The sequence below is a fragment of the Streptomyces sp. NPDC048197 genome, assembly GCF_043202395.1.
Lineage (GTDB): Bacteria > Actinomycetota > Actinomycetes > Streptomycetales > Streptomycetaceae > Streptomyces > Streptomyces siderophoricus.
In genome coordinates this window covers 645,756-659,827 of record NZ_JBIDAJ010000001.1, presented here as the reverse complement: position 1 = coordinate 659,827, position 14,072 = coordinate 645,756, and the positions used below count along the sequence as shown (strand labels likewise).

Genomic DNA, 14,072 nt, shown 5'->3' with positions numbered 1-14,072 from the left:
GGCCTCAGGACGCCAGCTGCTTCTCGACCCGGAGCACAATGTCCAAAACTCTACGCATGTCCTTCATTTCCTCTTCGGGCAGTGCGATCCCGAAGCGCTCCTCGGCGACCACGATCACCTCGGCCATGGCCAGGGAGTCCACGTCCAACTCCTCGACCAGGGACTTCTCTTCGGTCACCTCGGCCGGTACGACACCGGCCACCTCGTGCAGGATCTCGGCGAGCTGAGCAACGATCTCTTCTCTGGGCGGAACGGTCATGACGATCACCTCTCTGTCGGACACGGGCGGGGCATGGGTCTGCGGCCGGATGGACGGCCGCGTGGGTGCCGGGCGTACGGCCTGAGCGCGGCCCGAGTACGGCCCGGGCGGGTGGCCCGGCGCGCGGCTGGATGCACGGCCGGTTGCGCGGCTGGATGCGCGGCGCCGCGCTGCCTTCCACGCGAAGTGATGGAGTGCGGCGGCGCCGGCGCGCACACGCGACGCAAGAGTCATGGTTTTGACTATGCTTGACTATTCTAGTCAACTGGAGGTCGGATAGGTTGTCAATGACGACCTATCAAGACCAAGGCCGGACATTGGCGTTGAGTTTTGTCCGGTGACTCTGAAGTCGAGGACGAGTCAGACGGAGGCACCGCATGAGCGGTCTGCTCGACGGAAAACAGCTGGTGATCACCGGTGTGATCACCGAAAGCTCGATCGCCTACGCGGTGGCCCGGCTCGCCCAGGAAGAGGGCGCCAAGATCGTCCTCACCGCGTACGGGCGGCCGAGTCTGGTGGCCCGGCTCGCCCGGCGGCTGCCGGTGGAACCCCCTGTCGTGGAGCTGGACGTCACCGACGAAGCCCAGCTCAGCACGCTCGCCGACCGGGTCGGCGAGCATCTGGACGGACTCGACGGCGTGCTGCACTCGGTCGCCCACGCCCCCGCCACCTGCCTGGACGGCGGCTTCCTGACCGCCCCGTGGCGCGATGTGTCCGCCGCGCTGCACACCTCCACGTACTCCCTGGTGGCGCTCACCATGGCCTGCCGGCCACTACTGCGCCCGGGCGCCTCCGTCGTCGGCGTGGATTTCGACGCCTCGCGGGCCTGGCCCGGCTACGACTGGATGGGCGTCGCCAAGGCGGGCCTCGAAGCCTGTTCCCGCTATCTGGCGCGGGACCTCGGCGGCCACGGCATACGCGCCAACCTCGTCGCGGCCGGCCCGCTGCGCACCCTGGCCGCCCGGGGCATCGGCGGTGACGGCCCGTCCTTCGAGAAGAGCTGGTCGGCGCGGGCCCCACTGGGCTGGGACCCGCAGGACGCGGAGCCGGTCGCCCGTACCTGCCTGGCCCTGCTCTCGGACTGGCTGCCCGCCACCACCGGCGAGATCGTCCACGCGGACGGCGGCCACCACATGATCGGCGACTGACCCACCATGACGGTCAGAGCGACCTCCGGCCCGACCGGCCACCCGGAGCCCGTCATCCGAGCCGGTGCCGGTGCCGGTGCCGGCTTGGATGACGGCCCCAGCACCAGCACCAGCACCAGCACCGACATTGACTTAGGTGGCGGGGCCGGGCGTATCGAACCCGACGGCGGTATGCGCACCACCGGCCGGGCGCCGGACGTCCTCCGCTGCGGCCCGTACGTCCTCGACCGGGCGCGGATCGCCGGGTTCGCTGCCGCGGTCGGGGACCCGCACCCCGCCTACACGGACCCGGTCGCCGCCCGCGCTCTCGGCCACCCCGACACGCTCGCCCCGCCCACCTACCTCGTCACTCTCGCGGCGCACGCCGAGGACCAACTGCTGCGCGCCCGGCCGGACATACCCGGTCTCGACGGTGCCGTGCACCGCGCCCAGAGCCTGCGGCACGCCCGCCCCGCCCACGCCGGCGACGTCCTCCACGCGACCGTCCGCCTCACCGACGTCGCGCACCTCGCCGGCCGTCGGCTCCTCACCCTCGACTGCGCCTTCCACGACGCGGACGGCCTGTGGGTGGCCACCACCACCTCCACCCTGCTGTGCCGCCCCCTCGACCCCACGGGATCGGAGCACCCATGACCGACACCATCGCCCCTCCGGTCGCCGCCGCCCGGCTCGTCGACGGCACCGCGGCACCGCGCGGCGGCACCGGGAACCCGCCCGACGCCACCGACGCCACCGGCGCCCTCGACGGACCGGCGCTCGGCCACCGGCTGGCGGCCACCGCGCATGCGCTGCACCGGCTCGGCATCCGCGCCGGCGACCGGGTCCTGGTCCAGGGCGACAACAGCATCGACTACGTCGTGACGCTGCTGGCCCTCATGCGGCTGGACACCTCACTCGTTCCGCTCGACCACCGGCTGTCCGCCGCCGACGCCGCCGCGGCCGCCCGCCAGGCCCGGGCCCGCTGGCTCGTCACGGCCACTGACCGCACCACCGGCTTCCCCGGCATTCCCGACCACCGCATCGTCCACTATCCGCACCTCGCCCCCGTACCCCCCACCGCATCCGTATCCCCCTCCGAATCCCTCTCCGCTTCCACATCCGCATCCGTATCCGCGTCCGCGCCGGCGCCCCTGGCGCCCGGGGCCGACCCCCTCGATGCCTGGTTCCGCCGTCCGGACGCGCTCGTCCTGTGGTCCTCGGGCACCACGGGACGCCCCAAGGGCATCGTCAAACCCGGCCACGCCGTCCTCGACAACTCGCTGCGCACCATCCGGGCCATGGGCTACCGCGCGGACGACGTCCTCGCGCCGCTGCTGCCCTTCTCGCACCAGTACGGGCTCTCGGTCATCCTGCTGTGGTGGCTGGCCCGTTGCACCCTGCTGGTCACCCCGTACCAGCGGCTCGACGCGGCGGTCGGCCAGGCCGCCGCGCACGGCGCCACCGCCGTGGACGCCGCCCCGTCCACCTACCACTCGCTGCTCGGCGTCGTCCGCCGCCGCCCGGAAGTACGCGCCGGCCTCGCCGGCGTCCGCGTCTGGGGCGTGGGCGGCGCGCCCCTGCCGGCCCCCCTGGCCGAGTCCTTCCGCACGACAATGGGCCGCCCGTTGCTGGACGGCTACGGCCTGACGGAACTCGGCAACGTCGCACTGGCCACGCCGGATTCACCGCACGGCTGCGGGCGCCCGCTGCCCGGCGTACGGCTGCGCGTGCTGCGCCCGGACGGCACCGTTGCCGCGCCCGGCGAACTCGGCGGCATCGAGGTGCGCTCCCCCGGTCTGATGGCCGGCTACCTCCGCGAGGACGGCTCACTCCGTCCCGTCGACCCGGACGCCTGGTACCCGACGGCCGATCTCGGCAGCGTCGACGCCGACGGCACCGTGCGGGTGGCGGGCCGCAACCAGGCCGTGCACCGGCTGGGCTTCACGCTCTATCCCGAGAGCCTGGAGCGCCGTGCCGAGGCCTGCGGCCGCCCGGTCAAGGTCCTGGCGGTGGAAGACCAACGCCGCGGCAGCGCACTGCACTTCGTCGTCGCGGACCCGGAGGGCGGTGCCCCGCTCACCTGGCGCCGGCGCCTGGCCGAGCACCTCGCGGAGTACGAACAGCCCAACGCGGTCCATGTCGTCGACCACTTCCCCCTCACCGCCAACGGAAAGCCGGACACGCGCGCGTTGCGTGCTCAGCTGGGGTTGGGGGCCTGAGGGGGATGAATTCTCAAGTCTTTTAGAGTTGCGGGTTCTTCTTGGTCAGCTGGGGACGGTGCGTTGCGCTGGTGCGTTGCGCTGACCATCGTGCTGCAGCGAAGAGTCTGCGTCTCGTCTTGCCTGGCGCTCGTCTTGCGCTCGTCTTGCGCTCGTCTTGCGCTCGTCATGCCTTGCGCTCGTCTTGCACTCGTCCTGTCTTGCTCTCGACTCGTCCTGTGCCTGCTCGGCTCGTCGGCGCGGAGCTGTCACACGCCGTCCCGCCCCTGTCAGGGCCGGCGGGCCTGGCCGGTGGAAGTGCTCGCGAAGACCTGCCGCCGCCGGGCTCAGACCGTACGGGCGGTGTGCGCACGGCGACGGGCCGCCGGGATGACCGCGGGGCGCGGGTTCACGGTGCCGGGGCTCTGCGGTGCGGTCCCGGCGTTAGCGGTGGACAGCGGCTCGGTGCCACGGATGCAGCGGCTGCGCAGACCGGGAGAGGCACCGTGCGCCTCGGCGTGGATGCGCTGCTTGATGGTGGGCGGCAGCTCGGGCCGGGTGAGCATCGGGCGGGCGGGTGCGGCGGCCTGGCCGTACCGCGTCACCGTGCGCGGCGCCGGCACCGTGGGCCCCTCGACGACCGGTGTCTCCAAGGCGGGCGGCTCCGCCGCGGGTGCCGGGGCAGCGGGTGCCGCCGCGACGGGTGTCCCTGGTGCCGGGGTATCCGGGCCCGGGCCGTCCGCGCCCCGCGGCTCGCTGCCCGCGTCCGCCTTGCCCAGTGTCCGCTCGTAGAGCGCGGCCTCCCGGCGCGCGGCCGATGCCGGCGCGGAGACACCCAGCGATGCCAGCAACTTGCCGAGTACGGCAAGGCACATCGCCCAGAACGTCATGACCTTGTTCGCAGCCATGGCTCCTCACTTCCCATCAGGATCTCCGTACGGGAGATCCGCTTGCTTCCCTCTGTACTTCGGTTGCACCGCCGCAGTTGCACCGCTCCGCTCGCATCGCTTACGTTGCGCCGCTTCTGTTGCGTTTTCTTATGATGAGTACGCAATGGGAGGATTCACGGACCGACGCCCCCGGGTCGGCGTTCTTCCGATGAACACCACCCGTACGCAGTAGCCGCCGCGGGTGCGCGCCACGGATTCCCGGGTTATGGCGGGTCGGGACAGCTCGGGGCAGCTCGGGGCGGGGGCCCGCAGGACGGGCGCCCGCAGGGCGGAGGGGGCCGGGCGGAGGGGGCCGGGGTTGAGGCGCAGGGTCAGGCCGGGGTGGCCGGGTGCAGTGCTCCCGTGCGGGCCATCTCGGCCATCATGCGGACGGCCTCGGGCTCCGGGGTGGTGGGCGGGATGATCAACAGGTCCCAGCGGCCGTTGCCGGTGGAGACCAGGCAGAGGGTGTCCGGGGCGTGGTGGCCGGTGGTCCGGCGCAGGCGGACGACGTGCCCGTCGACGATGACCCGGGCCGGCAGGGCGGGCCAGGCATCGCCGTTCACGGTGGCGTGGGTGATCCGCGGCCAGTCGAAGGGCAACGCCATCAACAGCGCGGGGAGTTCGGCCAGCAGGTCGGTCGAATGCGGCCACCAGACACCGTCGATGCGCCGGACCGTCTCGCTGTGCGGGGCGATGGCGACCCGGGCGACGGGCGGCGGGGCGTGGTGCTGGTGCTGCCCGGCGGTCGTCACAGGTCGCCACCCGTCTTGCCGGAGGGCGGTGGTGAGGGTGGTGGGCCTGCCAGTGGTCCCGGCCGGGCGCCGTCGCGCGGGCGCCTGCGGATCCGCTGCCGCATCGACTGCGTCCGGTCCGCGTGCCGGTGGGTGGCCATCCGTCCGGCCTGTTGGGCATTCACCCGGGTGATGAACAGCGCTCCCAGCGCGATCAGCGCCAGCAGTACGACCACGGTCAACAGAGTCTGCATGGTGCTCACCTCACTCGGGCGAACCGCGGCAGATCGGCGGACGGCGGACGTTCTGTGCACGGCGGACGATCCCTGTGCGGCAACCGATCGGTGTCCGGCAACCGCTCAGTGTCGGCACCCGATCCGTGTCCGGCAGACGATCATCCGGGTGCCGCAGACGGTCGGTGGATCGCGGCCGATCCTGGTGCGCCCGGTGTTGTGGGTCCCCGAGTCCCTTGGTGCTTTTACGGTACCCCGCACGGGCCCGGCGCATCCCTCCGTAGCAGGTGAAGGGCCCTGTGCTCTCGGTAGCGGCAACGACCGGGCCGCCTGCGCCCGGCTCCTGCCCAAGCCCGCCGACGGCCATGATCCGCCAACTTCCGCGCCAACTTCTACAAGTCTGTAGATTTTACTTCCGTAGGGCCTCGGCGGCCCTCAGGCGTCGGCAGGTGGCGGCGTCTAAGATGCCCCGACGTCCCGGCCGGCGGGACGCCCCGCGCGATGGGAGGCGACGGCATGGGCGGGAAGCCCTTCGGGACGGCGCCCGGCGCCGGAGGAGCCGGCCGCGGGGATTCAGGGCACGGGAATCCGGGGCACGGGAATCCGGGGCGCGGGGACCTCGGCGCGGCGGGGCGGGAGCACGGCCGCCGGCGCGGGCAGGGGCAGCTGGAGGCCCAGGCACTGGCCGCCCTGCAGCACGCACCGGGGCCGGTCACCGCCGCCTGGGTGCAGGAACGGCTCGGCGGCGACCTCGCGTACACCACCGTGATGACGATCCTGTCGCGGCTGCACGCCAAGCAGGCCGTCTCCCGCGAGCGCTCCGGCCGCGCCTACGTGTGGACCGCGGCCGCCGACGAGGCCGGGCTCGCCGCGCTGCGGATGCGCCGCGTCCTGGACGGCCAACCGGACCGGGACACGGTCCTCACCCGCTTCGTCTCCGCCCTCTCGCCCCACGACGGGCAACTGCTGCGCACCCTCCTCGACCGCGCCACGGACGACGCCCCCGCCCGGGACGCGACCACGGACGACACCACCGGCCGGGACGCCGCCCCGGACGACACCACCGGCCAGGACGCGCCCTCGGACCGTCGGCGTTCTTCTACACCCATGTAGAACTTGTCTTGGTGGAGTTGCCGTACACATGCGCAACGGGCGCGTCCGGCGGGGGAGATGGCGACGAGGTGCGGACTCCTGAGCCGGGACTGCGCGCCGCCGGTGGCGGAGGGGCGGTGGGCCCACCAGCCGGCGGGGGTTCAACTCCCGGACGGCATCCGGGCCTTGGGTCGGATCGGCGGCTGGTGGACGGATGCCGGCGGCGAGGTGTGGTGCCGGCTGCGGCCGCGGCCCGGCGGCGACGGCCCCCGCCGGTGCCCCTACGACCCGGAGTCCGTCCGGCCGTTGCCCGGCGCGGGCATCTGGCCCACCGCCTCCGCACCGGCCGGGCTCCCCGGGCCGCGACTTTGGCGTCCTGTGCAACCTTCGCGGCGCCCCAACCATCTGCATCAGCAGACCGGCGCACTCCTCGTACCGAATGCGCCGGACATGAGCAGTTCGACCAGCACCATCCCCAGACCAGCAGAACCAGCAGCAGGACCGGCAGGACAAGCTGTCCCGGCAGGAGAACGGCTTCCCCGGCGGGTCCGGCGCGACCAGAAGAGCCAGAAGGGCCATCCGCGTGCACGACAGGCAGCCGCACCAGCAGACGGCCCGATGGGACGACGACGCGACCCCCGACGCCACGCCCCGCTCCTCCCCCGACGGGCCCGGCCGCCGCTCCGGTGGCTCCCGCAGGGCGGGCAGGGCGAAGCCGTCGGGCCGGAGGAACGCGTCGGAAGGGAAGGTCCGGATGACCCGTCGCGGCCGGATCGTGGCCTGGACCGGTGGTGTGCTCGGCGTCCTGATCCTCGGCACGGCCGGGGCCGGGGCGTGGGTCTACCAGCACCTGGACAGCAACATCCACGGCGTGGACATCGGCGTGGACGGCAAGCGGCCGGTCAACCTCAGCCCCGGCTCCAAGAACATCCTGGTCGTCGGGTCCGACAGCCGGGCCGGCGCCAACGCCAAATACGGCAAGGGCCTGACCACCATGCAGTCGGACACCCTGATGGTGCTGCACATCGCGGCCAACCATAAGTGGGCCACCGCGGTGTCGTTCCCCCGTGACTCATGGGTGCAGATCCCCGCCTGCACCCGCGGCAACGGCTCGAAGTCCTCCGTGCACCACTTCAAGGTCAACGAGGCGTTCTCGATCGGCGGCGACACCGGTGATGTCACCAAGGCCGCCGCCTGCACGATCAAGACCGTCGAGAAGAACACCGGGCTGCGGATCGACCACTTCACCTCGATCGACTTCCAGGGCTTCAAGGGCATGGTCAACGCGCTCGGCGGCATCGAGGTCTGCCCCAAGCACGCCATCCACGACAAGAAGGCGCACCTGGACATGGACGCCGGCTGCCAGAACGTCCAGGACGAGAAGGCGCTCGGTTACGTCCGCACCCGCTACAGCGTCGGCGACGGCTCCGACCTCGGGCGGATCGGCCGGCAGCAGGAATTCATGAAGGCGCTGGCCGCGAAGGCGCAGTCCAAGCTGACCAGCCCGGGCGACCTCTACGGCTTCCTGGACTCGGCGACCAAGTCCCTGACCACCGACAACGACCTGGCCGGCCTCAAGCCTCTCTACGACCTCGCCTCGACGGTCAAGGACATCCCCAGCGACCGCCTCACCTTCCTGACCGTGCCCAACTACTACCGCGAGGCCGACGTCCCCACCGACCACGCCAATGTGATCTGGCAGTACCCGCAGGCCGGCGAGTTGTTCAGCGACCTCGCCCACGACCGCGAGATCGGCGCGGCCGGCAAGGCGAAGTTCGCCGAGGCCGCCAAGAACCCGATGACCGCGCGCTCCGTGCGGGTACGCGTCCTCAACGGCACCGGCACCTCCGGCCAGGCCGCCACCGCCGCGGAGCAGCTGCGGCGGCTCGGCTTCACGGTCATCGGCACCGGCAACGCCCCGGCGACGGACCGGACCACGCTGACCTACTCCGGCTCCCTCCAGCCGCAGAGCGAGGTCCTCGCCGCCCGCCTCCCGGGCCTGAAGCCGACCCGGTCCGCCGATGCGGCAGCGGGCGCGGTGACGCTGACCATCGGCCCGGACTTCACGGCGTTGATGGGCGGCTAGCACTCGTACGCGCCCGGACGGCACGCCGTGCCACCAGCACAGCGCGTCCGGGGTCTCGCCTTCACCTGCGCCTTCGCCCAGGCCTGCACCTCAGCCGTGCGCCTCGGCCGTGCGCCTCGGCCCTGCGGCAGCCCTGCGTCAGCCCTGCGTCAGCCTTGTGTGTTCCTCACGCCTGCAGCCGCTCCACCGGCCGGGCGGTGTGCACCTCGATGTCGTGCGCCGCCCGTTGCAGCAGCTGGTGGCTGAGGTCCGACATCGCCCGGGCCACGGCCAACTCGTCGCCGATGGCCGGAACGTTCTCGTCCGCGGGGTTGCAGCGGGCCGAGCCCTGGCCGACCATCTGGCCGCCTTCCTTGCCGCGCAGCCTGGCCTCCGCCCGGACCTCGCTGCCGGTCTCGGTGATGCTGATCTCGGCGTTCCATGTCTTCGTGGCAGTCACCGGAAGCCTCCTCATCCGCCCGTACGCAGCACATGAACCGCCCCCACAAAAATCCTCGCACCGGGGCCCGCGGGCCGCACCTGCAGCTTTCTGCACCCCCACTCTCGGGTTTTCCCCATGGTCCACGCCCCCGCCGCCGCCTTAGTCTCGTTCTTCGCGGCCGCCCGGCGGCCCGCCTCTTCCGACCACCAACTGCCGTTCTTTCCGGGGGATTTCATGCCGCACCGCCACCACCACCGCGCCCGCCTCCCCCGCCGCACCTTCGCGGCCGCCGCGGCCGCCGTCGTCGGGGTGTGCGGGATCAGTGCCTGCGGTCTGCTGCCGGGGGAGACGTTCGAGGATGACGCCGTGGTGTCGAAGAAGATCACGGCCGTCCGGCTGGACTCCGACTCGGGCGGTGTCACGGTCCGCGGCGGCGAGGGCGGCGGCAAGAACGGCGACGCGGTCTCGCTGCACCGCTCGGTGGAGTACCACGACGACCGCCCGGAGGGGGCGACGTACCGGGTCGAGGACGGTGTGCTGGTGCTCGGCGGCTGCGGTGACGCCTGCTCCGTGACGTACACGATCAAGCTTCCGGCGGGCATCCCGGTCAGCGGGGAGACCTCGAACGGGGCGGTGCACCTGAGCCAGGTCGGCGCGGTGAAGGTGACGACCAGTTCCGGGGCGGTCGATCTCGACGGCGTCACCGGCCCGGTCGACGTACGGACCAGCAACGGTGCGATCACCGGACGCGGCCTGTCCGGCGGGCACATCACCGCCGAGACGTCCAACGGTGCGATCGACCTGACCCCGGCCCGGCCCCAGGACGTCCGCGCGAAGACCTCCAACGGCTCGGTCACCGTACAGATGCCGAAGGGCCGCTACGACATCTCCGCGTCCACCAGCAACGGCGCGAAGCACATCGGCCTGACCGACGACCCCTCGGGCCGCTACCGGCTGAGCCTGACCACCACGAACGGGGACATCACCGCGAAGGCGGCGTGAGGCGTGACCTGCCGGTGCCCGGCCGACGGCCGGGCACCCGGGAGGGCTACTCCTCGCCGCCCTCCAGCTCGCCCTCGGTCTCCAGGAAGACGTCCCGCAGCGCGGCCAGGGTCTCCGCGTCCGGCTTCTCCCACATACCGCGGGACTCCGCTTCCAGGAGGCGTTCGGCGATGCCGTGCAGTGCCCACGGGTTGGCGTCCTGGAGGAAGGCGCGGTTCTCGGCGTCGAGGACGTAGGTCTGGGCGAGCTTGTCGTACATCCAGTCGGCGATCACGCCCGTGGTGGCGTCGTAGCCGAACAGGTAGTCCACGGTGGCGGCGAGTTCGAAGGCGCCCTTGTAGCCGTGGCGGCGCATCGCCTCGATCCAGCGGGGGTTGACCACCCGGGCGCGGAAGACCCGGGAGGTCTCCTCGACCAGCGTGCGGGTCCGGACGGTCTCGGGACGGGTGGAGTCGCCGATGTAGGCGGCCGGCGCCTGGCCGCCGCGCAGGGCCTTCACCGTCGCCACCATGCCGCCGTGGTACTGGAAGTAGTCGTCCGAGTCGGCGATGTCGTGTTCGCGGGTGTCGGTGTTCTTGGCGGCGACCGCGATCCGCTTGTACGCGGCCTCCATCTCGTCCCGGGCCGGGCGCCCTTCCAGGCCGCGGCCGTAGGCGTAGCCGCCCCAGACGGTGTAGACCTCGGCGAGATCGGCGTCGGTGCGCCAGTCGCGGGAGTCGATCAGCTGGAGCAGGCCGGCGCCGTAGGTGCCGGGGCGGGAGCCGAAGATGCGGGTGGTGGCGCGCCGTTCGTCGCCGTGGGCGGCCAGGTCGGCCTGGGTGTGGGCGCGGACGAAGTTGTCCTCGGCCGGTTCGTCCAGGCCGGCGGCGAGCCGTACCGCGTCGTCCAGCAGGCCGGTGACGTGCGGGAAGGCATCGCGGAAGAAGCCGGAGATGCGCAGCGTGACGTCGATGCGGGGGCGGCCGAGTTCGGCGAGCGGGACGGCTTCGAGGCCGGTGACGCGGCGGGAGGCGTCGTCCCATACGGGGCGGACACCGAGCAGCGCCAGGGCCTCGGCCACGTCGTCGCCGCTGGTGCGCATGGCGCTGGTGCCCCACAGGGACAGGCCGACGGACTGCGGCCAGTCGCCGTTGTCGGTGCGGTAGCGCTCCAGCAGGGAGTCGGCCAGGGCCTGGCCGGTCTCCCAGGCGAGCCGGGAGGGGACGGCCTTGGGGTCGACGGAGTAGAAGTTGCGGCCGGTCGGCAGCACGTTGACCAGCCCGCGCAGCGGCGAACCGGACGGGCCGGCCGGGACGAAACCGCCGTTCAGGGCGTGTACGGCGTGGTCGATCTCGTCGGTGGTGGCGGCCAGCCGCGGGACGACCTGGCGGGCGGCGAAGTCGAGGATGTCGGCGACCTGCGGGCCGTGGCCGGCGGCCACGCCGGGCACCGCGGCCGGGTCCCAGCCGGCGTCCTCCATCGCCTGGACCAGGGCGCGGGCCCGGGCCTCGGCCTCGTCGGCGGTGGTGCGGGTCGCGGCGGACTCGTCGAGGCCCAAGGCCTCGCGCAGGCCGGGCAGGGCGGAGGTGCCGCCCCAGATCTGCCGGGCGCGGAGGATGGCCAGGACGAGGTTGACCCGGGCCTCACCGGCCGGCGCGGCGCCCAGGACGTGCAGACCGTCGCGGATCTGGGCGTCCTTGACCTCGCACAGCCAGCCGTCGACGTGCAGCAGGAAGTCGTCGAAGCCGTCGTCGTCCGGGCGCTCCTCCAGACCGAGGTCGTGGTCGAGCTTGGCGGCCTGGATCAGCGTCCAGATCTGGGCGCGGATGGCCGGGAGCTTGGCCGGGTCCATGGCGGAGATCTGCGCGTACTCGTCGAGCAGCTGCTCCAGGCGCGCGATGTCGCCGTAGGAGTCGGCGCGGGCCATCGGCGGGACGAGGTGGTCGACGAGGGTGGCGTGCACCCGGCGCTTGGCCTGGGTGCCCTCGCCGGGGTCGTTGACCAGGAAGGGGTAGACGAGCGGGAGGTCGCCGAGGGCGGCGTCCGGGCCGCAGGCCGCGGACAGGCCGGCGTTCTTGCCGGGCAGCCACTCCAGGTTGCCGTGCTTGCCGAGGTGAACCATGGCGTCCGCGCCGAAGCCGCCGTCCTCGCGGGAAGCGGCGATCCAGCGGTAGGCGGCGAGGTAGTGGTGCGAGGGCGGCAGATCGGGGTCGTGGTAGATCGCGATCGGGTTCTCGCCGAAGCCGCGCGGCGGCTGGATGAGGACCAGCAGATTGCCGCGGCGCAGCGCGGCGAGCACGATGTCGCCGTCGGGGTTGTGGGTGCGGTCCACGAACATCTCGCCCGGCGGCGGCCCCCAGTGCTGCTCCACCGAAGTGCGCAGGTCCTCCGGGAGGGTGGCGTACCAGCGCTTGTAGTCGGCGGCCGGGATGCGGACGGGGTTGCGGGCCAGCTGCTCCTCGGTGAGCCACTCCTGGTCGTGGCCGCCGGCCTCGATGAGGGCGTAGATCAGCTCGTCGCCGTCACCGGATGCGAGGCCGGGCACCGGCTCGGCGCTCTCGTCGCCGAAGTCGTAGCCGTCCGCACGCAGCCGCCGCAGCAGTTCGACGGCGGAGGCGGGGGTGTCCAGTCCGACGGCGTTGCCGATGCGGGAGTGCTTGGTGGGGTAGGCGGAGAGCACCAGCGCGAGGCGCTTGTCGGCGTTGGGGAGGTGGCGCAGCCGGGCGTGGCGTACGGCGATGCCGGCGACCCGGGCGGCGCGCTCGGGGTCGGCGACGTAGACCGGGAGGCCGTCCTCGTCGACCTCCTTGAAGGAGAACGGGACGGTGATCAGCCGGCCGTCGAACTCGGGCACGGCGATCTGCGAGGCGGCGTCGAGCGGCGAGAGGCCCTCGTCGTTCTCCTCCCAGGCACTGCGCGGCCCGGTCAGGCACAGCGCCTGGAGGATCGGGACGTCGAGGGCGGCCAGCGCGCCGGCGTCCCAGGACTCGTCGTCGCCGCCGGCGCCGGCCTCGGCGGGCCTGGTGCCGCCGGCGGCGAGGACGGTGGTGACGATGGCGTCGGTGGTCCGCAGCGCGTCGATGAGTTCGGGCTCGGGGGCGCGGAGCGAGGCGACGTAGAGGGGGAGCGGGCGGCCGCCGGCCGTCTCGATCTGCGCGCACAGTTCGTGCACGAAGCCGGTGTTGCCGCTCATGTGGTGGGCGCGGTAGTAGAGCACGGCCACGACCGGGCCGGTGCCGTCGGCGGCCGGGCGCTCCAGGTGGCCCCAGGTCGGGGCGGGCTCGGGCGGTTCGAAGCCGTGGCCGGTGAGCAGCACGGTGTCGGAGAGGAAGCGGGCGAGCTGTTCGAGGTTGCCGGGGCCGCCGTGCGCCAGGTAGGCGTGCGCCTCGGCCGCGATGCCGACCGGGACCGTGGACTGCTCCATGAGCTGGGCGTCCGGGGCCTGTTCGCCGGTGAGGACGACCACCGGCCGGTGCTGGTCCTGGGCGAGCAGCAGGTCGAGGCCCTCCTGCCAGGCGCGGATGCCGCCGAGGAGGCGTACGACGACGAGGTCGGTGCCGTCGAGCAGGTCGGGCAGACCGGTGACGTCGAGGCGGGCGGGGTTGGCGAGCCGGTACGCCACCGGGCCGGTGGCCGCGCGGGCACTGAGCAGGTCGGTGTCGGAGGTCGACAGCAGCAGGATTCGGGGGGCCGCGGGGTGGTCCCCGGACGAATGCAGCATGCGAGCGCTGGCCTTCCTCGGGGTGTCCGCGCCCCGGGTGGTCGTAAGGACGGCGGGAGTTCCTGACTCACCCGGCACCGGCCGGGTTCACAGTGGCGGGACCGCGCCGGATTCTCACCGGGCTTCCTCCCTCGGGCCGAAGGGCCCGGCGCCGTCGCTGGCGTCCGACGGGTCAGCCGACCCGCCGACCTGCATAGTAAGGGCTGCGGGCGGAGGAGGTAAGCGGGCCTTGGCGGGGGCGGGGCGACACCGCGGGCGGCGGCTTCCGCACGCCCGGGACGCGGGCCTTCG

12 protein-coding genes and 1 riboswitch are annotated in these 14,072 nt (G+C 72.8%); of the genes, 6 read left to right on the top strand and 6 right to left on the bottom strand.

Going from position 1 to position 14,072, the window contains the following annotated elements:
• Positions 1 to 4 precede the first annotated feature (4 nt).
• Positions 5 to 493, bottom strand: a complete 489-nt coding sequence (locus tag ACGF4C_RS02960) for an acyl carrier protein (protein WP_393562719.1) — start codon at positions 491 to 493, stop codon at positions 5 to 7.
• Between the two features lie 143 nt (positions 494 to 636).
• Between ACGF4C_RS02960 and fabI the strand changes: the two genes are divergently transcribed.
• The 3 genes from fabI to ACGF4C_RS02945 are packed head-to-tail and all read left to right on the top strand — an operon-like array spanning position 637 to position 3,605.
• Positions 637 to 1,407: an enoyl-ACP reductase FabI gene (gene fabI / locus ACGF4C_RS02955; protein WP_351539229.1), complete on the top strand. Its 771-nt coding sequence runs from the start codon at positions 637 to 639 to the stop codon at positions 1,405 to 1,407.
• A gap of 6 nt (positions 1,408 to 1,413) precedes the next feature.
• Positions 1,414 to 2,040 (top strand): MaoC family dehydratase, encoded by a 627-nt coding sequence (locus ACGF4C_RS02950; RefSeq protein ID WP_393562718.1) that lies wholly within the window; start codon positions 1,414 to 1,416, stop codon positions 2,038 to 2,040.
• Positions 2,037 to 3,605, top strand: coding sequence for a class I adenylate-forming enzyme family protein (locus tag ACGF4C_RS02945; RefSeq protein ID WP_393562716.1), 1,569 nt, complete (start codon positions 2,037 to 2,039; stop codon positions 3,603 to 3,605). Before ACGF4C_RS02950 ends, ACGF4C_RS02945 begins: the two co-directional genes overlap by 4 nt.
• A 326-nt stretch (positions 3,606 to 3,931) precedes the next feature.
• Here ACGF4C_RS02945 and ACGF4C_RS02940 read toward each other — a convergent pair whose 3' ends face one another.
• From ACGF4C_RS02940 to ACGF4C_RS02930, 3 genes are all read right to left on the bottom strand, one after another.
• A complete protein-coding gene (locus tag ACGF4C_RS02940; RefSeq protein ID WP_393562715.1) occupies positions 3,932 to 4,492 on the bottom strand; it encodes a DUF6344 domain-containing protein in 561 nt (186 codons plus the stop codon).
• A 353-nt stretch (positions 4,493 to 4,845) separates the two neighbouring features.
• Positions 4,846 to 5,268, bottom strand: coding sequence for a DUF5994 family protein (locus tag ACGF4C_RS02935; RefSeq protein WP_393562713.1), 423 nt, complete (start codon positions 5,266 to 5,268; stop codon positions 4,846 to 4,848).
• A complete protein-coding gene (locus ACGF4C_RS02930) occupies positions 5,265 to 5,501 on the bottom strand; it encodes a hypothetical protein (protein ID WP_393562712.1) in 237 nt (78 codons plus the stop codon). The genes ACGF4C_RS02935 and ACGF4C_RS02930 overlap by 4 nt, the downstream gene beginning before the upstream one ends.
• A 645-nt stretch (positions 5,502 to 6,146) precedes the next feature.
• Here ACGF4C_RS02930 and ACGF4C_RS02925 point away from each other — a divergent pair.
• Together ACGF4C_RS02925 and ACGF4C_RS02920 are read left to right on the top strand one after the other, a co-directional pair.
• Positions 6,147 to 6,593 carry a BlaI/MecI/CopY family transcriptional regulator gene (locus tag ACGF4C_RS02925; protein WP_393562856.1) on the top strand — a complete coding sequence of 149 codons (447 nt, stop codon included), beginning with the start codon at positions 6,147 to 6,149 and terminating at the stop codon, positions 6,591 to 6,593.
• A 733-nt stretch (positions 6,594 to 7,326) separates the two neighbouring features.
• Positions 7,327 to 8,658, top strand: coding sequence for an LCP family protein (locus ACGF4C_RS02920; RefSeq protein WP_393562854.1), 1,332 nt, complete (start codon positions 7,327 to 7,329; stop codon positions 8,656 to 8,658).
• Positions 8,659 to 8,824: 166 nt separating this feature from the next.
• Here the strand turns inward: ACGF4C_RS02920 and ACGF4C_RS02915 are convergent, their stop codons facing one another.
• Complete coding sequence (locus tag ACGF4C_RS02915; RefSeq protein WP_199816264.1) at positions 8,825 to 9,097, bottom strand: DUF1876 domain-containing protein; 273 nt, start codon at positions 9,095 to 9,097, stop codon at positions 8,825 to 8,827.
• 216 nt (positions 9,098 to 9,313) lie between these two features.
• Between ACGF4C_RS02915 and ACGF4C_RS02910 the strand changes: the two genes are divergently transcribed.
• Complete coding sequence (locus ACGF4C_RS02910; protein ID WP_393562852.1) at positions 9,314 to 10,081, top strand: DUF4097 domain-containing protein; 768 nt, start codon at positions 9,314 to 9,316, stop codon at positions 10,079 to 10,081.
• 46 nt (positions 10,082 to 10,127) lie between these two features.
• Here the strand turns inward: ACGF4C_RS02910 and cobN are convergent, their stop codons facing one another.
• Positions 10,128 to 13,781, bottom strand: a complete 3,654-nt coding sequence (cobN, locus tag ACGF4C_RS02905; RefSeq protein WP_393562710.1) for a cobaltochelatase subunit CobN — start codon at positions 13,779 to 13,781, stop codon at positions 10,128 to 10,130.
• Positions 13,782 to 13,817: 36 nt separating this feature from the next.
• A riboswitch (cobalamin riboswitch) is annotated at positions 13,818 to 13,946 on the bottom strand.
• Positions 13,947 to 14,072: the final 126 nt, after the last annotated feature.